The organism is Brachyspira hampsonii (assembly GCF_002214805.1).
In the GTDB taxonomy this organism is placed as follows: domain Bacteria; phylum Spirochaetota; class Brachyspiria; order Brachyspirales; family Brachyspiraceae; genus Brachyspira; species Brachyspira hampsonii.
Genome location: NZ_CP019914.1, coordinates 1,608,571 through 1,629,721, shown reverse-complemented (window position 1 = coordinate 1,629,721; position 21,151 = coordinate 1,608,571). Strand labels below are relative to the sequence as shown.

At 25.9% G+C, this 21,151-nt stretch carries 16 protein-coding genes; 3 read left to right on the top strand and 13 right to left on the bottom strand.

Features of this window, described 5'->3' with window-relative positions; translation table 11 throughout:
- Positions 1–389 precede the first annotated feature (389 nt).
- A complete protein-coding gene (locus tag BHAMNSH16_RS06930; RefSeq protein WP_008729203.1) occupies positions 390–1,565 on the top strand; it encodes an acetyl-CoA C-acetyltransferase in 1,176 nt (391 codons plus the stop codon).
- Positions 1,566–1,763: 198 nt separating this feature from the next.
- Here BHAMNSH16_RS06930 and BHAMNSH16_RS06925 read toward each other — a convergent pair whose 3' ends face one another.
- From BHAMNSH16_RS06925 to gap, 6 genes are all read right to left on the bottom strand, one after another.
- On the bottom strand, positions 1,764–3,065 hold the full coding sequence (locus tag BHAMNSH16_RS06925; RefSeq protein ID WP_008729201.1) for an MATE family efflux transporter: 1,302 nt from the start codon (positions 3,063–3,065) through the stop codon (positions 1,764–1,766).
- Between the two features lie 431 nt (positions 3,066–3,496).
- Complete coding sequence (gene argJ, locus BHAMNSH16_RS06920; RefSeq protein ID WP_008729199.1) at positions 3,497–4,660, bottom strand: bifunctional glutamate N-acetyltransferase/amino-acid acetyltransferase ArgJ; 1,164 nt, start codon at positions 4,658–4,660, stop codon at positions 3,497–3,499.
- Positions 4,653–5,150, bottom strand: coding sequence for a hypothetical protein (locus BHAMNSH16_RS06915; RefSeq protein WP_069732194.1), 498 nt, complete (start codon positions 5,148–5,150; stop codon positions 4,653–4,655). Before BHAMNSH16_RS06915 ends, argJ begins: the two co-directional genes overlap by 8 nt.
- Before the next feature lie 70 nt (positions 5,151–5,220).
- Positions 5,221–5,616: a hypothetical protein gene (locus tag BHAMNSH16_RS06910; RefSeq protein WP_008729196.1), complete on the bottom strand. Its 396-nt coding sequence runs from the start codon at positions 5,614–5,616 to the stop codon at positions 5,221–5,223.
- Positions 5,617–6,012: 396 nt separating this feature from the next.
- Positions 6,013–7,212, bottom strand: coding sequence for a phosphoglycerate kinase (locus BHAMNSH16_RS06905; protein WP_069732193.1), 1,200 nt, complete (start codon positions 7,210–7,212; stop codon positions 6,013–6,015).
- 256 nt (positions 7,213–7,468) lie between these two features.
- Positions 7,469–8,518, bottom strand: a complete 1,050-nt coding sequence (gene gap / locus BHAMNSH16_RS06900) for a type I glyceraldehyde-3-phosphate dehydrogenase (RefSeq protein WP_008729193.1) — start codon at positions 8,516–8,518, stop codon at positions 7,469–7,471.
- A 653-nt stretch (positions 8,519–9,171) separates the two neighbouring features.
- Here gap and BHAMNSH16_RS06895 point away from each other — a divergent pair.
- Both BHAMNSH16_RS06895 and gatB read left to right on the top strand, forming a co-directional pair.
- Entirely contained in the window at positions 9,172–11,157 is a 1,986-nt protein-coding gene (locus BHAMNSH16_RS06895; RefSeq protein ID WP_069732192.1) for a hypothetical protein, read from the top strand.
- Positions 11,158–11,252: 95 nt separating this feature from the next.
- Positions 11,253–12,704 carry an Asp-tRNA(Asn)/Glu-tRNA(Gln) amidotransferase subunit GatB gene (gene gatB, locus BHAMNSH16_RS06890; RefSeq protein WP_008729218.1) on the top strand — a complete coding sequence of 484 codons (1,452 nt, stop codon included), beginning with the start codon at positions 11,253–11,255 and terminating at the stop codon, positions 12,702–12,704.
- A 256-nt stretch (positions 12,705–12,960) separates the two neighbouring features.
- Here gatB and gmd read toward each other — a convergent pair whose 3' ends face one another.
- The 7 genes from gmd to BHAMNSH16_RS06855 all read right to left on the bottom strand — a co-directional run bounded on the left by gmd (position 12,961) and on the right by BHAMNSH16_RS06855 (position 21,142).
- Positions 12,961–13,959 (bottom strand): GDP-mannose 4,6-dehydratase, encoded by a 999-nt coding sequence (gene gmd, locus BHAMNSH16_RS06885; protein ID WP_088859738.1) that lies wholly within the window; start codon positions 13,957–13,959, stop codon positions 12,961–12,963.
- A 2-nt stretch (positions 13,960–13,961) separates the two neighbouring features.
- Positions 13,962–15,131, bottom strand: coding sequence for a DegT/DnrJ/EryC1/StrS family aminotransferase (locus BHAMNSH16_RS06880; protein WP_008731129.1), 1,170 nt, complete (start codon positions 15,129–15,131; stop codon positions 13,962–13,964).
- Positions 15,128–16,099 (bottom strand): GDP-L-fucose synthase family protein, encoded by a 972-nt coding sequence (locus BHAMNSH16_RS06875; RefSeq protein WP_069732273.1) that lies wholly within the window; start codon positions 16,097–16,099, stop codon positions 15,128–15,130. The genes BHAMNSH16_RS06880 and BHAMNSH16_RS06875 overlap by 4 nt, the downstream gene beginning before the upstream one ends.
- Positions 16,100–16,116: 17 nt before the next feature.
- A complete protein-coding gene (locus tag BHAMNSH16_RS06870) occupies positions 16,117–16,893 on the bottom strand; it encodes a glycosyltransferase family 2 protein (RefSeq protein WP_008727872.1) in 777 nt (258 codons plus the stop codon).
- A gap of 145 nt (positions 16,894–17,038) precedes the next feature.
- Entirely contained in the window at positions 17,039–19,732 is a 2,694-nt protein-coding gene (locus BHAMNSH16_RS06865; protein ID WP_069732274.1) for a hypothetical protein, read from the bottom strand.
- A gap of 72 nt (positions 19,733–19,804) precedes the next feature.
- Positions 19,805–19,987, bottom strand: coding sequence for a hypothetical protein (locus BHAMNSH16_RS06860; RefSeq protein WP_088859737.1), 183 nt, complete (start codon positions 19,985–19,987; stop codon positions 19,805–19,807).
- Between the two features lie 267 nt (positions 19,988–20,254).
- The gene (locus BHAMNSH16_RS06855) at positions 20,255–21,142 is read right to left on the bottom strand and encodes a class I SAM-dependent methyltransferase (RefSeq protein WP_008728418.1); all 888 of its coding nucleotides are present in this window, start codon (positions 21,140–21,142) and stop codon (positions 20,255–20,257) included.
- Positions 21,143–21,151 lie beyond the last annotated feature (9 nt).

Below are 21,151 nucleotides of genomic sequence, written 5' to 3'. Positions count from 1 at the left end.
CAAAAAACTATTTTACATGATTAATATGGTAATTATGTTTGATGAGTTTATATTTGGAATATATTTTACCCTATAAAAAATTATATAGGGCTTTCTTGTTTACTATAATTTTTAATTAGTATTGAAACTAAATATTTCTTTGCTCCATATAATAGAAGATAATGCTATTTTGTAATTATTAGTATATTATAATCATATTTAGCATATATATTTATTGATAATTTTTATTTAAACAATATAAAAAGTACATTTTCCGTGACTTGATTAACATATATAATAAAAAAGTTACAAATAAACTTGTAAAAATAATTTTTAATTGCTATACTATAATATAATAGCTTACATTAAAAAATAATCTATAATAGTAAAATAATTTTTAAGGAGAGAGCATGAAAGAAATAGTAATAGCAAGTGCTGTTAGAACACCTGTAGGTAAATTCTTAGGATCATTTTCAAATGTATCCGCTGTGGAATTAGGCACAGTAGCAGTAAAAGAAGCACTAAAAAGAGCAAATATCAAACCTGAACAAGTAGATGAAACTTATTTCGGCTGTGTTATACAATCAGCACTTCTTCCAAATGCCGCAAGACAGATATCCGTTAATGCCGGAATACCTGTAGATAAGCCTGCATTAACTATAAATATATTATGCGGTTCAGGATTAAGAGCGGTATCAATGGCAGCACAAATGATTAAATCAGGAGATGCTGATATAGTAGTTGCAGGCGGTACTGAAAATATGAGTATGGCTCCATATACTTCTTCAGCTATGAGAATGGGGGCTAGAATGGGTGAAAGTAAAATGCAGGATACTTTACTTAATGATGCTCTTATTTGTGCTTTTGAGCATTATCATATGGGGGTTACTGCTGAAAATGTTGCAGAACAATGGGGTATTACAAGACAGGAACAAGATGAGTTTGCATGCAGAAGTCAGAACAGGGCAGAAGAAGCTGTAAAAAGCGGAAGATTTAAAGATGAAATAGTACCTGTTACAATTAAAACTAGAAAAGGTGAAATAGTAGTAGATACTGACGAACACCCTACATTCGGTACTACTATGGAATCTTTGGCTAAATTAAAACCTGCATTCAAAAAAGACGGTACTGTTACTGCTGGTAATGCTTCTGGTATCAATGATGCTGCTTCAGCTGTGGTTGTTATGTCTAAAGAAAAAGCTGATGAGCTTGGAATTAAACCTATGGCTAAAATTGTAGGTTATGCTACTCATGGTGTTGAGCCTAGAATAATGGGTATAGGACCTATAGAGGCAACTAGAAAGGCTTTGAAAATGGCTAATCTTACAGTTGAAGATTTGGACTTAATAGAAAGTAATGAGGCTTTTGCTGCTCAGTCTATAGCTGTTGCCCGTGAATTAAAATTCAATATGGATAAAGTTAATGTTAATGGCGGAGCTATTGCTATAGGACACCCTATAGGAGCTTCCGGAGCTAGAATACTTACTACACTTCTTCATGAGATGAAAAAACGCGGTTCTAAAAAAGGACTTGCTACGCTTTGTATAGGCGGCGGTATGGGTACTTCTTTAGTTGTAGAAATGTAATTTAATAAATATTATATAATAATAAGGGTTAAAGCTTAATTGTTTTAACCCTTTTTATTATTAATAAAATTTCAAACAATTAGATATATACTTGTGTAACATAAAATTCAGCAAAATATAAAATTCTTAAACTATAATCCATATTATTTATTTTTTCAGAGTTTATTATTTTACTTGAAATTAAATTTCCAATCAATTTTAGCATCTTTTATACTTATTAAAATTGATAAAAAATATAAAAGAAAAAATACTTGTTAAAATTTCAGATATTGGAAAAGAAAGCCATACTCCTATCATATTAAAAAGCGATGATAAAATAAATATTGAAGGCATTATAAATATAAATCCTCTTAATATAGATATTACAAATGATGGTTTAGCTTTATATATAGCAGAAAAATATACGCATGTAATAATATTATAGCCTGCAAATATAAATGCTGTGAAATATATACGAAGTCCATTAACTGATATTTTTTGAAGTTCCTCAATATTATCTCTATTAAAAATTGAAGTTATTTCATTTGCAAATAGATAAGTGATTATATAAACTAAAATAGAAATGATGCTTGATAAAACAAAAGCGTACTTATATATTTTATTTATATTCATTTCATTATTGTAATTTATACTTATAATAGGCTGCATACCTTGCCCCATTCCTGTAAATATTGCTATAATTACCAATGCTATATTGGCAGTTATTCCATAAGCGGCAACTCCTATATTGCCAGCAATACTTAATATTATTATATTAAAAGCTATCATAACAATACCTGATGACAGTTCTGTTATCAAAAAAGATATTCCAAGAGATGATATTTCAAAAAATTGCTTAAAATTAACATTAGGCTTAACAATGAAAAATGTATTTTTCTTTTTAATAAAAAGTGATGATAATATGAGTATGCTGATAAGAGGAGAGAAAACAGTTGCTAGTACTGCTCCGAATATACCCATATTAAAAGGAAATATAAATATATAATCAAAAATAATATTAAATAAACTTCCCATAAGCATAGCAATCATTGCAAGTTTTGGGTGATTATCATTTCTGACAAATCCTAAAAGTACATTATTTAGCATAAACATAGGTGAAAATAAAAGTATCATCTTTATATATATATTTGTCATGCTATGTATATTATTTCTAGCTCCTAGAATATATGCTATGCCTGATGTAAATAGAATACTTACAATGATAAATAAAGCAGATATTATTAATATATAAATTAAAGAGTTAGTAAATACAATGTTAGCTTCATTATTTTTATTTTGAGTTTTTAATATAGCGTATTTAGTAGCAGAGCCCATACCAAGCATTAAACCAATTCCATTAATGAAATTAAAAATAGGTATAGCTATATTTAATGCCGTTAGTCCGTCAGAGCCTATTCCTCTTGCTACAAAAAAAGTATCTGCAAGTATATAGCAAGATAAACCAATCATTCCAAATATATTGAGTGATACATATTTAATAAACATATTCAAAACATTCATAAATATACCCTATAATAAAAAAACGTTTGCGTTCATACTTTCTAAGGCCTACAGTATGAATACAAACGTTTTAAAAAAATTTATCCGGCGACAAATTTTATTATTTTTTATAGATATTGATATTTTTAATTATATACAAAAAATATTATAAGTCAAATAATAATGCTTTAATTACATACCCCTCCCTTTTATATTTTTTACTTATTAAAAAATAAATGATTTTACTTTTCTATTTTGCTTTATTTATAAAAGCACGCCCGCCCAAGTGTTAGTTAGATAATGAGTATATTTAAACGCACGGTTAATAGATTTTTATTTATTATTATTTAACTAGGGTGGGCAGCTAAAAAATTCTAATTTGATAATAAAGAAATTAAAAGTTAAAATTTCAGATTATAACTATAAGTATATAGGGTGGGGATTAAAAAAAATTATATATTGTAAGAAGAATGTATAGATATATATTCCTGAGTGAGATCAGTGAAATAATAATAATCTTCATATTTGGTATTATATCCTAAATCTATAGTTATATAATTTTCTTTTCTTTCTGTATCAATATTATATTTATTTATTATACCGTTTTTATAAATTTCAACATCGTTTACATATAGTGCTATATTATTTATATTAATATTACAATTACCCACAACGGATAATATCTTTTCAAAATTAGGATCTTTAGAAAGAAATAATATCTTAACTAGATTTGAAGTCGCTATTTTTTTGGCAATATCAAAAGCATTGCTTTGCGTTTTAGCTCTTTTTACAGAAACTATTATAGTTTTTGTTATTCCTTCTCCGTCAAGTATTATCATTTTAGCCAGATATGCACATATTTCATCTAGTTTGTATTTTAACTCTTTAAATAATTTTTTATTTTTTTCTGTAATTATTTTATTATTTAATGCTCCGTTTGCCATTATAAGAGCCATATCATTTGTAGAAGTTTCTCCGTCTACAGATATTCTATTTAAAGTTTTATTTATAGATTCTCTAAATGCTTTATCTAAAGTTTCTTTTTCTATATTCAAATCTGTAAATATAAAAAGAAGTACAGTAGCCATATTAGGATGTATAATAGAACTTCCCTTTGCAATAGCATAAAAATTAGCAGTCTTTCCTGAAGATACTTCTAATTGAGCAGTATATATTTTATCGAATTTATCTCTAGTTTGAATTGCTTTAGAAATATTGTCAAAATTATTATTAAAATATTTATCAGATATCTTTATAGCTTTTTTTATTTTTTCTGTTTCAAGCGGTACGCCGATAATTCCTGTTGAGGCCATTAATATATTATCTTTTTTTATATTAAAGGTTTCAGCAGCATATTTAACCACATCCAAAACATCATCATATCCCTTTTTACCTGTTAAGGCATTAGCTATTTTACTATTAACTATTAATAACTGTATGTCATTTTTATCATTCTTTTTAGAAAATATAATAGGAGCAGCCTGAAAGTTATTTTGAGTATATACAGCAGATACAACGCTTGGAGGATCGCTTTTAATTATTGCTAAATCATAATCATTATTTTTAAGCCCCGACTTCATTGCAGCAGAAGAAAACCCCAGCGGCATATCACACATTAAATAAATCCTCCTCTTCCGGATCAGCATCATCTTCTATTTTTTTCACTTTTCTATTTTCATAATTTATTCTTTTTCGCACAAAAAATCTTGTATTCTTTCCATTTTGTCTTTCCTGTATAATTCCAAAAGTTCCAGAACCAAGATAAACTATTTTATCTTCTTCTTCCATATCAGAAATATTATTCTCTTTAATTTCATTTAATATACATTCAAAATGTGCCAGCTCTCCGCTTGCATTATGTCTTATAGCTTCTTCTATTATATAAATAGGTTCATTACATATAGGACATATAGGTCTTTCAATCTCTTCTCTCATACGCTTTTTGAGATAATTTTTTTCATATTCCTCTATGCTTTTTTCCTGATATTTATATTGATTATTATATTTTTTTTTGTAAAATTTAGTTTTATTTTTCTTGCCGCAAAACTTCTTGTTATTTTCTTTATTGTTATTATTATTAAATTTTTTGAATTTCTTTTCTGACATCTTAAGCCTTTTGCATAATAAAGCAATACTCATTATTGAAGTATTGCTTTAATTATAAATTAACAATTAATTATTCATCAAAATCATCATCATAATCGTCTTTATCATCGAAATCATCATCATAATCATCGTCATAATCATCATCGTCATCATCGAAATCATCATCAAAATCGTCGTCGAAATCATCGTCAAAATCATCTATATCATCGTCATAGTCGTCATCATAATCATCGTCATAATCATCATAGTCATCATCGTCATCATAGTCGTCGTCATCATCGTAATCATCATCATCATCAAAGTCATCGTCGTCAAAATCGCTTTCATCATCATATTCGTCTTCATCATCATAATCATCATCATAGTCATCATAATCATCATCGAAGTCATCATCATGTTTGGCAAAATAACCATTATTTAATATATTTAGTTCGTCTAAAAAATAGATAGATCCTAATTCTTCCATCATTTGCTCCATAATTCATAATTTTAAAGCTATAATAATACATAAGTTTTTTTTGTCAAGTATAAATATCTTTAATTTTAAAAATTATTTAATAATATAAAAGAAAATAAACTATATAAAAACATAGTGTATTATAATATATTTAGTAAAACTTTATTTAAATTTATCATTATGATGATATATTTAAAAATCAATATGCTTAAAAAAACTCTGACAGCTAAGCTATTAGAAGCACATTATTTTTATTATTAATTGCAATTATTTATCTTGCAATACTGCAATTCCCGGTAATTCTATACCTTATATAATAAAATCAAAATAGTTCGCTAAAAACCCGCAGCAACTAAAGTTACTACGGGCTCACTATTTTGATTAAAAAATACTATTTAATTGCTATTATTTATCTTGCAATACTGCAATACCAGGTAATTCTATACCTTCTAGGAACTCTAAAGAAGCTCCGCCGCCTGTAGATACATGTGTCATTTTATCAGCAACACCTGATTTATTAACAGCAGATACACTGTCTCCTCCTCCAATTATACTTACAGCTTCAGAATTAGCAATGAATTTTGCCACCTCAAAAGTACCTTTAGCAAAATTAGGCATTTCAAATACACCTAATGGTCCGTTCCAAACAACTGTTTTAGCATTTTTAAGTATGTCTTCAAGTTCTTTCAAAGTTTTAGGTCCAACATCCATACCCATCCAGCCTGCAGGTATAGCATTAGAATCTACTGTTTTTATATTAGCATCATTATCAAATTTATCAGCTATAACATTATCAACAGGTAAGTATAAAGTTTTATTTAATTCTTTAGCCTTATCCATAATTTCTTTAGCAGTAGCAATATAATCATCTTCGCATAAAGAAGTACCTATTTCTAATCCTTTAGCTTTAAAGAAAGTATAAGCCATACCACCTACAACTATTAAAGTGTCTACTTTATTAAGTAAGTTTTTAAGTACAGAAATTTTAGAAGAAACTTTAGCTCCTCCAATTATAGCAACAAAAGGACGGGCAGGATTAGCAACAGCATCTCCCAAATATTTAATTTCTTTTTCCATTAAGAAACCAGCAACAGCAGGCATACCGGCTTTAGCAGATACTATACCAGCAGTAGAAGCATGTGCTCTGTGTGCAGTACCGAAAGCATCATTAACATAAACATCAGCCAAATCAGCTAATTGTTTAGAGAATGCTGCATCATTTTTTTCTTCTTCAGCATGGAATCTTAAATTTTCAAGTAAAAGTACATCACCTGCTTTAAGTTCAGCAGCTTGTTTTTTTACTTCTTCTCCTACACAATCTTTAGCAAATTCTACTTTATTATTAGGAAGTTTAGTTTTTAAATAATCATAAACAGGTTTAAGAGAATATTTAGGATTAGCTTCGCCTTTAGGTCTTCCCAAATGGCTCATAAGGATAAGACAAGCACCCTGAGAAAGTATATATTCTATAGTAGGCATAGCAGCATCTACTCTTGTAGTGTCTGTAATTTTTGAACTAGTTTCTTTGTCAAGAGGTACATTAAAGTCTACTCTCATTATTACTTTTTTACCTTTAATGTCTATGTCTTTTACTGATTTTTTCATCATTAACTCCTTGTGTATTTTTTATTATTGCTATGCTCGCCTCTGCTTATAATTGGCAAATAAATTTATTTGCATATATATGTGCTTTGGCTCGCTTTTTATATTTATAGTATTACTTATAAAAATTGTTTACTAGCTTTATGAACTTTTGTAAAGTTAATGCCAATTTTTATGTTCATTAAAAATTTAAAGGGTGCTATAATGAAATATAACACCCTTTTATTATAGCTTAAAAAATTTTAATTATTACTAATTATTATTTTTTGTTATACATATACAATAATAAATCAATTACTCTGTTAGAATAACCCCATTCATTATCATACCAAGAAACGATTTTGAAGAATTTTTTCTCGCCTTTTAAGTTGTTTTGAGTAGTAGCTAGAGAGTCATAAATAGAACTTCTATTATCATGTATGAAGTCGCTAGATACTAATTCTTCATTACAATAACCTAAAACACCTTTCATATAAGTTTCAGAAGCTTTTTTCATTAAAGCATCAATTTCTTCTATAGAAGTTTCTTTTTCGCTTCTGAAAGTTAAGTCTACAACAGATACATCCGGAGTAGCAACTCTGAAACTCATACCTGTTAATTTACCTTTAGTAACCGGTAAAACTTCACCAACAGCTTTAGCAGCACCTGTAGTAGATGGTATTGTGTTTACAGCAGCAGCGCGTCCGCCTCTCCAGTCTTTTTTAGAAGGACCGTCTACTGTTTTCTGAGTAGCAGTATAAGAGTGAATAGTAGTCATAAGACCTGTTTCTATACCGATACCTTCTTTTATAAGTACATGTACTAATGGAGCTAAACAGTTAGTAGTACAAGAAGCATTAGATACTACATGATGATTAGCAGGATCATATTCTTCATGGTTTACACCATAAACAAAAGTTCTTAAATCGCCTTTACCAGGAGCAGAGATAATAACTTTTTTAGCACCAGCTTTGATATGTCCTTCTGCTTTTTCTTTTTCAGTGTAAAGTCCTGTAGATTCAATTACATATTCAACACCCAAATCTTTCCAAGGAAGCTGTTCTAATTGATTTAATGGAGCTGCTTTAATACATTTTATTTTGTTGCCATTAACTACTAATACATCTTCTCCCTCATGTCCTATATCTGCTTTCATTTTACCATGAACAGAGTCATATTTTAATTGATAAGCAAAGTATTCAGCATCAGTGCTTACATCTACAACACCTACTACTTCCATTTCTTTACCTAATAAACCGCGTTCTACTAATGCCTGAAAAACTAGACGGCCAATGCGTCCGAAACCATTTATTGCTACTTTTACAGCCATAAATATACTCCTAAATTAAAATAATATCCTATACGCGAACATATAAAATTCACCTACTATGCTAACATAAATAAACGATTAAGTCAAGATTTTTTGTGTAATTTACTATTAAATATAAGAAGTTATTAATTATTTTTTATTAAATATATAAAATAAAAAATAATTATTGGTACTAAAAATATTATTGATTTTTAATATTAAATATTTTATAATATAAAAGTTATATGGACACTTCAGAATTTTATACGAGTTAAAAATCGGAGGTGTTTCTATGATGAACATTAATCATATTAAAAGTCAATTTACTAAGGCTTTTTATCTCATTAGGTACTTAAATCTTTTAAGTATATCTATTATATTATTCTTTGCAACATAAAATTAATTTTACTTTTTAATTATAAATATTTGAAGTTAGGGTATTGTATGTATTTTATATCGTACACTGAATGCGGACTATTTTTATTAGCAATAGAATCAAAATATAAAAATTGTGAGTGTTTGGTAAGTTTACTTGCCAGAGCATAAAGGCGAACAATTTTTATTAGCAATAATGAGAGAGTATAACAATAACAAGCGAGCCGAAGCAGCCAGCAACTTTAGTTGCTGGCTTATAATAGCGAAGGTGAGTATAACAATAATAGGAGACTAACTATATGAATAAAAAAGAATTATATTATGAATTTGATGAAAAAATATTATTTGAGCATTTGAATTTATTTTATATCAATTATGATTATGAAAATAGAAGATTTAATGATAAAAAAAGATTTAATGATTGGAAAGAAGGATTTAAAATTCTTAAAGATGAATATATAAATAATAAATTATCTCTTGGAAATTTTCTTCAGATAATTAATCAGGTATTTAAAATTTTAGAGTATTACTTTCCAAGAGATTATGAGGCAAATATTAATGACTATTTTACTTCATTATTAGTATATCTTTTTGATTTAGAAAAATGCAAAGATGAAAAAAAGGAACAAATAGATGTTAATATATATGAGTTGATACTTTATTGTTTGAATAGACTTAATGATGTAAAATATATTATAGCAATAGCAGATGAGGCATTAAAAAAGTATCCTGACAACAAATATTTTTTACTCAGCTTTAATTATTTAGGTATTTATATAGATAAAGCAATTGATATAATAGACACTCAAATAAAATATCACAACAATGATGATATGGAAATAATAAGATTAGTTACTCCTGTAATATCTCATTTATATAGGGAAGATAAAAATGAATACTATGATAAAATAAAAGAATATTGTAATTTTTTAATAAAAGCTATGGAGCCTTATGGAGATTATTATAATTATCTCATAAGTATTTATGGTGAATATAAAATTACTATTATGTATTTTTGGAAATATGAAAATTATTTATCTGAAGAATCAAATTTGGAATCATACCGTAATTTATATCATCAAATATTTGATGAAAATATAGATGATAAAATAAAAAGCTATGAAGAAATTATAAATAGCAGTGATGACTTATACACACAAAAAAATAACATATTAGATTTATCCTCTCTTTATATGAAAGCCGAAAGGTATAATGATGCATACAAATTATTAGAAAAATTCAGCGAAGAATCATATTTTCAGCTCGATTTTTATTATAAAATATTATTTGGAAAGGCAATATATAAAATAGATGAAAATAATGAAAGTAATTATAAATCAGCCTGTGAATATTTTAGAGCTGCAATAGATAGAATTAACTATTATGATTATAAACTAGTGGCTCTAAATATTATCTTTAATATAATAAAAGAGGTTAAAGATATGGAGAAAAAAGGGCATGCTCCATTAGGATATTCTAAATTTCTGCTTAGACATTTATATTATAGTCAGAAAGAGGATAGTTATTTTCAATATATTGGAACACATAAATTTGCTTATGATGAAATAGAAGACTATAATGTTTGTGCTGATATAATATCGGATATTAAAAAATCAGAAATTTATAATAAAGTAATATTAGCTGATAAAGAAAAATTTGAACAGTATAATTTTGAGTTTCCTAAATATATGATTAACTCAATTCATAATTTGAATACTGATAATATAAATGAGTTAAATAAAATATTTGAAGAGGAAGATTTTTCTGTATATAAAAATATTTTAATAGACTTAATAAATAAAAGAGCAGAAACTGAATTATTAAATTATGATATTGAAATATTAAATAAAGAAGTATTAATAGAATTATACAGGATTATGAGTATATTAAGAAAAGATATTCTTATAAGAGAATTATTTGATTTTGTAGAATCGGCTGAGGATTGTTTAAATGAAGGAGATAAATTGGAAAATCGTGAAGATGAGTTTTTAGAAAAAGTAAATTATTTAGAAAAAGAATATACTTTATGCTATCATTATAGATCATATCAGATAAATAAAAAAATGCCTGCTAATTACATAGCGGTTAGTCAGATTAGAAATACTTTAACTCATAGAATAAATGAGAATAAGGGAATAGAAAATTTTATAAAGCACAAAAAAGATGCTATTGATTTTATAGACTTGCATTTTCAAAGTATACTAAAATGTTTATTTGATATAATTATAAATCATAATCTTTTAGTACATGAGCATTTTAGAAGCGATGAGTTTTTGGGTAAATGATTTTTTAATTTTTGCTGTACTTGAAAAAAAATACAAATTCATATAAAATAAACATAATATTTTTTAAAATTACTTTATAATTAGGATTAATTAATATGGAATATGAAGCAGTCATAGGATTAGAAGTGCATGTTCAGCTTAATACTAAAACTAAAGCATTCTGTTCATGCCCAAACACTTTCGGTGCTCCTGCAAACACTCTTACTTGTCCAAGATGTCAGGCTCACCCTGGTACTTTGCCTATAGTTAATAAAGAAATGGTGCATAAAACTATCAAAGCAGGACTTGCTACTAACTGCACTATTCAAAAGAAAAGCAGATTCGCTAGAAAACATTATTTCTATCCGGATTTACCTTCCTACTATCAGATTACTCAAATGGACGAACCTATTTGTACAGAAGGTCATCTTGATATTACAGTTCTTAATGATGATGGCTCTTCCTATAATAAAAGCGTAAGAATAAACAGAATACACATGGAAGAAGATGCAGGTAAACTTGTTCATGATGATACAGGAAGACCTTTAAGCTATGTAGATTTAAACCGTGCAGGATGCTGTTTGATAGAATGTGTAAGCGAACCTGATATTTCTACAGGAGAAGAGGCTTATCAATATTTAACAGAGCTAAAAAAGATATTCAAATACATTGATGTTTCTGACTGTAATATGGAAGAAGGTTCTTTGAGATGCGATGCGAATGTTTCAATCCGTCCTAAAGGAAGCACAGAGCTTGGGGTTAAAACTGAAGTAAAAAATATGAACAGTTTTAGAAATGTAAGGCTTGCTATTGACTATGAGATCAAAAGACAAATAAAAGCTCTAAACAATGGAGAGAAAATCTTACAGGAAACAAGACTTTATGATGCTAAAGAGAACACTACTAAAGGTATGCGTTCAAAAGAAGGTGCTGCAGATTACAGATATTTCCCAGACCCTGATATACCTCTTTTAGTGCTTCAAGATGAAGAGATTGAGAATGCTAAAAAAGAGCTTCCGGAACTTCCTCAGCAAAAACGCGAAAGACTTAAAAAAGATTATGATTTACCAGATCAGGATATAGTAGTGCTTACAGAAGATGCTGCTTTAGCTGATTATTATGAGGCAGCAGTTAAGGCTTATCCTAAACAGCCTAAAAAAATAAGCAACTGGATAATGGTTGAAGTTAATGCATACTTAAACAAAAAACTTCTTACTATAAAAGATTTTAAACCAAAGCCAGAGCATATTGCTGAAATCTTCAAACTTATAGATGATGGTGTTATAAGCGGTAAAATAGCTAAAGAGATTTTTGAAGATATGTGTGAAACAGGTGAGGCTCCTTCTTCTATAGTAGATAAAAAAGGTATAAAACAAGTTAGCGATACAGGAGAGCTTGAAACAATAATTAGAAAAGTTTTAGAAGAAAATCCTAAATCAGTTGCTGACTTCAAGGCAGGTAAAGAAAAATCATTCGGATTCTTAGTAGGTCAGACTATGAAAGCTACTAAAGGACAGGGCAACCCTAAACTTGTTAATGAAGTTTTAAGAAAAATTTTAAGCGAATAATTAAATTAAAATTAATAAATAAAGCCTAGCTATTAAATAATAGTTAGGCTTTATTTATTAATAATATTATTATTATTTTGCAAAATTGTATATAAATCTTCTATTTTCTGATGTTAATTTATTATATAAATCATATAATATTAATAAAAATATCGTTAGTAAATATAGTAATTTTTAATGTTTTAAAATATTCTATAGTAATACTTAAATAAAATGTATATTAATAAATCTATACTGCATAATTTATTATGGATTTTTAATTAAAATCATTTAAACTTAAATTAACCTTATTTAAATCATATTCAAGCATTATTTTTACTAATTCTTTGAAAGTAGTTTTTGGTTTCCATCCTAATTTTTCTTTTGCCTTTGTAGGATCTCCAAGTAAAAGATCAACCTCAGCAGGTCTGTAATATCTAGGATCTATCTCTACATATTTTTTCCAATCTAGTCCAACAAGTCCGAAAGCTTCATCTAAAAATTCTCTTACTGAATGAGTTTCACCTGTAGCTATAACATAATCATCAGCCTTTTCTTGCTGAAGCATAAGCCACATAGCTTCAACATAATCCTTAGCATATCCCCAGTCTCTTTTAGAATCCAAGTTTCCTAAATATAATTTATCCTGTTCTTTATTAAGTATTCTAGCTATAGCATGAGTAATCTTTTTAGTAACAAAAGTCTCCCCTCTTCTAGGGCTTTCATGATTAAATAATATCCCATTACAAGCGTACATATCATAGCTTTCTCTATAATTTACAGTTATCCAATATGAATATAATTTAGCACATGCATACGGACTTCTAGGATAGAAAGGTGTTTTTTCTGTTTGAGGAGTTTCAACAACTTTCCCATATAGTTCGCTTGTTGATGCCTGATAGAATTTAGTTTTTATTCGAGTATCTTTTATAGCATCAAGTATTCTTATAGTGCCAAGACCTACAACATCAGCAGTATATTCCGGCATATCAAAACTTACCCTTACATGACTTTGTGCTGCTAAATTATATATTTCATCAGGCTGAACTTTTTCTAACACTCTTGATAAATTAGAGCTGTCTGATAAATCTCCATAATGAAGAAACATTTTTACATCATTAATATGCGGATCTTTATACAAATGATCTATTCTTTCAGTATTAAGTGATGAACTTCTTCTTATGATACCATGTACTTCATATCCTTTTTCTAATAAAAGTTCTGCTAAATAAGAACCATCTTGTCCTGTAATTCCTGTAATAAGTGCTTTTTTCATATTTATAATTCTCCCAATATGTTTTCCAAATAATCTATTTTGTCTCTTATATCAAAGTGATGATTGCCCACAAAAAATCCATTTTTATCTAGTAATTCAGCATTATTTACATCTTCAAATATTTCATAATCAAAGTATTTAATAACTTCATTTTTTAAGAAATTACCGCTAACTATTGGACGTACTTCTATATCATTTAACAAAAACTTATTTATGATATCTTTTCTTGAAATTTTAACATTTTCTTTTATTATAAAAGAAAATCCAAACCAACTAGATTGTTCTATTTCTTTTTGTATGATGAATCTATTGTCATCTTTAAATTTATCTACGAAATAAGTTGCATTTTTTCTACGCTCTTCTATAAATTTAGATAGTTTTTTTAATTGTTCTATTCCTAGAGCTCCACTCATTTCCAAAGGTCTGACATTATATCCTGGTAAAATAAATCTAAAACTTTCTTCAAATGGGTTATCTGATTTTACGCACAATTTATTATTTTTTGGTAATTGCCTAGTCCAACCATGGGCTCTTAAAGAAAGTAATATATGGTATAATTCTTCATCATATGTTACTACTAATCCTCCTTCCATAGTAGCCATATGATGTGAAAAAAAAGTAGAGTATGTCCCCATAAGCCCTATAGTACCTAACTGTTTACCTTTATATATTGCACCTAAAGATTCGCAATTATCTTCTAAGAGAATAATATTTTTATCCCCAATAAACTCTTTTATTTTATCATAATCATTAGGGTTCCCAAGTAAATTAACAGCAAACACTATTTTAGTTTTATCTGTTATTGCTCTTTTTAGTTTTTCCAAATCAAAATTTAATGTATTTATATCTATATCTATAAATTTAAGTTTCAGACCATATTGTTGTAATGGCATGTATGTAGTTGACCAAGATACAGCAGGAACAATAACCTCATCTCCTTTTTTTATGTTAAATGTTTTAGAATAAAATAAAGAGGCTATCATCAATAAATTAGCTGATGAGCCAGAATTAACCATAACTGCATATTTGCTTCCTACATACTGAGCAAACATTTCTTCAAATTTATATACATTTTCTCCCATTGTGTAAATATCTGAATCCATAACCCTTTTTATTGCTTCTTTTTCTTTTTCATCCCAACTTAAAGTTGCCAATTCATATTTCATTTTCATATTAAATCATTCCTTATATTATTCTTTCTTATATTATTTTTATTTAAATTATCAATATAATCTTTATATGTCAATCTTAATCCATCTTCAAAAGATGTTTTTGGTTTCCAACCCATACTTAAAATAAAATTACTATTTAATACCTTTCTTTTCATACCATTTGGATATGAAGTATCAAATTTTATATTCCCTTTGTAATCTACAACTTTTGCAACAATTTTTGCTAATTCAGATATAGTATATTCATAATTAGAACCAACATGTACATGTCTTTCACCATCATAATTATTCATCAAAAATATACATGCATCAGCAAAATCATCAGTATATGTAAATTCTCTTAAAGGTGTTCCATCACCCCATACAGTAACTTCATTAATATTTTTTATTTTAGCTTCATGAAATCTTTTAATTAAGGAAGAAACTACATGGGAATTATTATCATCATAATTATCATTTATACCATATAAGTTTGATGGTATACAAGATATAAAATTAACTCCATATTCTCTACGATAATATGAGGTTAAATAAACGCCTGTAACTTTTGCTAAAGCATATCCTTCATTAGTATCTTCTAATCTGCCTGACATTAAATACTCTTCCTCTATTGGTTGTTTACATTCTTTTGGATATATACATGAACTTCCTAAATACAATAGTTTTTTTACATTATATTTATGAGATAATGACAAAATGTTTATAGTCATTAATATGTTATTTTGAGTGAATTCAACAGGGTATTTTTTATTGGCCATTATACCTCCGACTGTACCTGCACACATAAATACATAATTTGGTTTTTCTGTTTCAAATAATTCTAATGTATCATTATAATTACATAAATTTATTTCAGATGATGTTCTTAATACTAAATTATTAAATCCATTTTCTTTTAATTTTCTAACAATAGAAGAACCAGCCAATCCTCTATGACCAGCTATATATATTTTATCATCTTTATTCACAATGATTTTCTCCTTTTTTATTTATAGTTATAAATCCCTAATGCTATTTTTATTAATTGAATTATAATTCTTATATTTCCAATTACATTGATTTTAGTTGGTGTTTTTCCTTTTTTTGGATAAACTCTAATTTGAGGTATTTCTATTACTTTATATCCCAATTGCGGTATTCTATTAGATAAATAAAGTAGAAGATCCCAAGTTTGAAATATATCTCTAAACACATTTATTTTTTCATCATCTATTATATCCATTTTATAGCCTCTAAATGAAGACATAATTTCTGTATATTTAAATCCGGAAGACATAGAAATTAATGGGTTTGAGAATAATTTCATTCCTAGCAATCTTAATATCGGGGTATTTTCATGATGCCCTCCTTTCATAAATCTTGATCCTTGTACAAAGTCATATCCTTTTTCTAATAGCTCTACAAATTCCATAGTTTGCTCTACATTATTTTTATTGTTTCCGTCTACAGTAACTATTCCTTTATATTTTTCATTGGATACTTTAGAAAATCCTGCCTTATATGCATTAGCTTGACCTTTCATTCTTATAGTAAGTACTGCCCTAACTCCTATTTCTTTAAGAAAATTATCATTTATAGATCCGTCAGTACTTCCTGCATCTAATATGAATATATCTATTTGTTTGGGTATGTCTTTATTTTTTAAACGATTAAGTTCTATTTTTATTCTTTCACCTTCATTCCAAGTAGGTATCAATAAACAATATTCATTTCTCTTACTAAAATATTCTTTATATTCATATTCAGGTACTTGTCTTTCCATTTATTTAATCCTTTTAAAAAATTACTTTTCAATATAAATTTTTTATACTTATTATATCTTGATATTTGATTTTTCATTTTTAATAATTCTTCTTTAGTAAATTGATAATTCATGAAATTTCATTAACCTCATTGATGAATATTTATTATAATTTTTTTGCCAACTTATCGTTTATTAATATAAAAGCATTAGTAAAATCTTCATCTTTTATAAATGTAAAATCTCCATTATATCCAAAATTTAATTCCTGCCAAGTTGACATACTAAGCTTATATACAAAATATTTATTTCCATTGACAGAAAAATCATAGTCTAAATATGTCATTCTTGTATCCTCTTTATTATATTCTTTATCTGATATATAATAAAAATCATAATCAGCTCTTAAATATACATTATTAGAAATATCAGTAAGAGGTATAAGAATTCCTCCCTTTATATTATTATCTATACTTGAAATAACATCAGAATTGTGACTTATAATCGAATTTGTATTTGCAATAGAAGTATATGATAATGAATTGTTTTTTATTTCTACCTGCTTAATTAATCTTTTTAGCATCTGCACATTCCTAGACCAATAAGATACACTCTCCCAAATCTCCTCTGTTTTATAAGCCATATTCATTATATCTGATATTCGGTAAGCATTAAATCCATAAAATGCAAGTTTCCATTCCCATTCACCTTGAGTGTATATATATGCACTTTTATCCACAAATTGATTTTGAACTAATTTAGAATTATATTCATTAAATCTATTTATATTTATTACAGAATATATAGATAATATAAATATAAGTAATATTAATAATAATTTTTTACATTTTAATGAATCTAAAATACTTTTATAAAAAATGAAAAATGATATAATATACATTGTATTTGATAATATAATATCTTTTTCATCATTTCTAATAAATTGATCTAAGAATAATGAAATAAATATCAATAATATTGATAAGATGATTTTAAAAATGTTTACATTTTTAACTAAAAATATTAATTTTATTATATATTTATAAAAAATATTAAAATATCTTATAAATATAAATGATAAAACTACAATAGATATTAATGCTATTATTAAATAATAATTATTTATACCCATAAACATTATTGTTGAACCGCCGCCATATGAAAACAAATAAGCGTAAATAATAGAATGAAGTTTTTCAGGAAGTAAAAGTGATAAAAATACTATAGAAGAAAATGAAAATAAATATATAAGTGAATTATATATAAATATTTTTATCTTGTATGATATATAAATTTTATTTTTATTTATTAAATATATGAATATAAACAATACTAGCAAAATCAATGGAAAAATACTTAAACTTAATATAAGTTTGACTGGTTGTTCATAAATAATGTTGTTAAAAGCAGTATTTAATAATTTATTTTGTGAATAAATTATTATAGATATACTCATTAATATAGAAAATATAATCAAACTAAATAATATTTTTAATTGAATAGAAAAATTTACATTATTGTCATTATTATATATATAATATTTATCAAAATTAAATACAATATATATAAAATATAAAAATACTATATAAAATATAAACATTATTTTAGTAAATAAAGCAAAACCAATAAATATACCAGATAGTATTATATATATTCTATGTTTTTTAGAATCAATATTAATTTCTGAAGCTAATAAAATAAAATATAATGATATTAGAGGCAAAAATAAACCGTTAGTTTCAAACCTTATTGTATTATATATAAATGTAGTATGTATTATAATTGATAATGATAGCAAGAACAAAAAACTAATAATATATAAAATTACTTTTTTATTTGTATAATTATGTATTTTCATTATTTTTACTATATTAATAAATAAAAATGCTATAAATATTAAAAATAATATTTGCTGAACTAATAATATATATTCAGATAATTCTACAAAAGATAGATATGGATTTAAACTATTTTCTAATCCTGATATATTAACAATACTTACTAAATTGAATAATTTTGCAAATGGAATAAATATACATTTATATAATAGTAAAAAAATAAAATTTGAACCTAAAAAGTGTTCAGGCATAATATTACTTAATGCTAATAATATATCATTAGTAAACAATTTTGTAGAATCCCAAGAATAGTAATATGGAAAAGAATAACCTATAAACTGATATATTATTATAATAAAAGGGAAAAAAACAGCAAAACTTATTATATATTCTTTATGCAAGCTTATACTATTACTAGCAGCATTAAAAATGTTATATAATTTTTTTAGAAATAATTTTACTATAATTTTTTTAAAATAACTAATTATATATTCCAAATAAAAGGCCATGAACAACAATAATATTATATAACCAACAATCATATAGGTTATAAATACTGCTTTTAATGATAAAGTGTAACTAATATTATCTATTTTTTCATTATGTTCCAATGTATTTTCAGAAATTAAATTTCCAAATGGGCCTCCTTTTCCATCCATTTTTACTTCTTTAATAAAATTATTATCTTCTAGAATTTTATCTGTATTAGGATAAACTCCATATAAATCACTATGTTTAAAAATTTTACTATAATATCCTATTTTAAATCCGTAACTATAATTTGTAATAACCTTATTTGTAAATATATAATTAGTAAGTCCATCATTATCTAAAGTAAACAAATTTTTAGTTTTTTCTATATCCAATCCATTGATTTCTAAAGTCTTATCTATATTTAAGGTAAAATCTGATAAATATCCTATCCTTTTAACTGTTCCCAATAAATAAAAAGTTACTAAAAATAAAATACAAATTAATAATAAAAATATTTCTATTTTAAAAAGTAATTTTTTATTTTTCATAAATTACTCCATAAAATACAAAGATTGTATTTAAATTTCCAAATATGTTTTTTGCAATAATAGTAAATTGGTTTAAGAGAATAAAACTTGGGAATGTTTGTTTGTTTGTTTGTTTGTTTGTTTGTTTGTTTGTTTGTTTGTTTGTTTGTTTGTTTGTTTGTTTGTTTGTTTGTTTGTTTGTTTGTTTGTTTGTTTGTTTGTTTGTTTGTTTGTTTGTTTGTTTGTTTGTTTGTTTGTTTGTTTGTTTGTTTTCATAAAAATTTCCTATATTTGAGATATTATATCATAATATAGTAAATTTGCAACTTACAGGATTTATTTTTTATAAAAATGCAAATTAATAAATATTTTAATTACAAATTTAGATTATATTTATAATATGACATTTATTATAAATATAAAACTATTTATTTTTATCAATATTGTTAGTAGAAGAAAAAATAACAACTCTAGCACAGCCCAATATTTTTAATATTATAAATATTTAAACTTTTTAGTTTAAAAAATAGCATTGCTTATCTATCAAATATCTTTAACTTTTTTAAGTATATAAGTTGACTCTCCCATCAATATTGGAATATCAATTTTATTTATTATAGGAAAACTATTTAAAATAGATACCAAATTAGATATTAAAAATTGATTATATTTTTTTGCTATTGGATATAAATAGTTTAAATTTATAACTTTTGTAGTAGGATATGATTCTATAATTTCAAACCCTGTTTTTTCAGCTAATACCTTCATACTCTTTAAATTAAAATATGTTAAATGCTGAAATTCATATCTATGCCATTTACTTTTGAATAATTTAGCTGTTAAAGAATTAGTATTTGGAGTTGTTATCAATAAATAAGTAGTTTTTGTAAATGTAGATTTTAATAACTTATTTATTATATTCAAATCTTCTATAGGATCTTTAACATGTTCTATTACATCTGACATTGTAATTAAGTCAAAAAAATTATTTGAAAAATTACAGGTTTGCAATATTCCATTACATACTCTATCATCTCCAAATTTTTTCTTTGCTATAGAACTTGCATATTCAGAAATCTCTATCCCATATGGTTCAAATCCTATTTCTTTAGCAACTTCAAGTAAAAATCCGGTAGCAGAACCAACATCCAATATATTACCTTTATCAACATAATTTAATATTTTCTTTAAAATATGTTGGAAGCATTTCTTTTTCATATTAACAATATTGTCAGGCTCTCCATCTCCAAGTCCCCAAGCATCAAAATAATCTTTTTTATATATATTATATATTTCTTCATCTGTTGGTAAAACATCCATAAATTGAAAACTGCAGTTTGGACATTCTATAATATCATGACCATTTATACTTAACTTAATTTTAAATTCACCTTCATAGCTACATAAAATACATTTAGATTTTTTATTCAAAATTTCCTC

Coding starts and splice junctions, on each gene's coding strand:
- BHAMNSH16_RS06930 (WP_008729203.1), top strand. CDS start 390: ATGAAAGAAATAGTAATAGCAAGTGCTGTTAGAACACCTGTAGGTAAA.
- BHAMNSH16_RS06925 (WP_008729201.1), bottom strand. CDS start 3,065: ATGAATGTTTTGAATATGTTTATTAAATATGTATCACTCAATATATTT.
- argJ (WP_008729199.1), bottom strand. CDS start 4,660: ATGTGTGATATGCCGCTGGGGTTTTCTTCTGCTGCAATGAAGTCGGGG.
- BHAMNSH16_RS06915 (WP_069732194.1), bottom strand. CDS start 5,150: ATGTCAGAAAAGAAATTCAAAAAATTTAATAATAATAACAATAAAGAA.
- BHAMNSH16_RS06910 (WP_008729196.1), bottom strand. CDS start 5,616: ATGGAAGAATTAGGATCTATCTATTTTTTAGACGAACTAAATATATTA.
- BHAMNSH16_RS06905 (WP_069732193.1), bottom strand. CDS start 7,212: ATGAAAAAATCAGTAAAAGACATAGACATTAAAGGTAAAAAAGTAATA.
- gap (WP_008729193.1), bottom strand. CDS start 8,518: ATGGCTGTAAAAGTAGCAATAAATGGTTTCGGACGCATTGGCCGTCTA.
- BHAMNSH16_RS06895 (WP_069732192.1), top strand. CDS start 9,172: ATGAATAAAAAAGAATTATATTATGAATTTGATGAAAAAATATTATTT.
- gatB (WP_008729218.1), top strand. CDS start 11,253: ATGGAATATGAAGCAGTCATAGGATTAGAAGTGCATGTTCAGCTTAAT.
- gmd (WP_088859738.1), bottom strand. CDS start 13,959: ATGAAAAAAGCACTTATTACAGGAATTACAGGACAAGATGGTTCTTAT.
- BHAMNSH16_RS06880 (WP_008731129.1), bottom strand. CDS start 15,131: ATGAAAATGAAATATGAATTGGCAACTTTAAGTTGGGATGAAAAAGAA.
- BHAMNSH16_RS06870 (WP_008727872.1), bottom strand. CDS start 16,893: ATGGAAAGACAAGTACCTGAATATGAATATAAAGAATATTTTAGTAAG.
- BHAMNSH16_RS06865 (WP_069732274.1), bottom strand. CDS start 19,732: ATGAAAAATAAAAAATTACTTTTTAAAATAGAAATATTTTTATTATTA.
- BHAMNSH16_RS06860 (WP_088859737.1), bottom strand. CDS start 19,987: ATGAAAACAAACAAACAAACAAACAAACAAACAAACAAACAAACAAAC.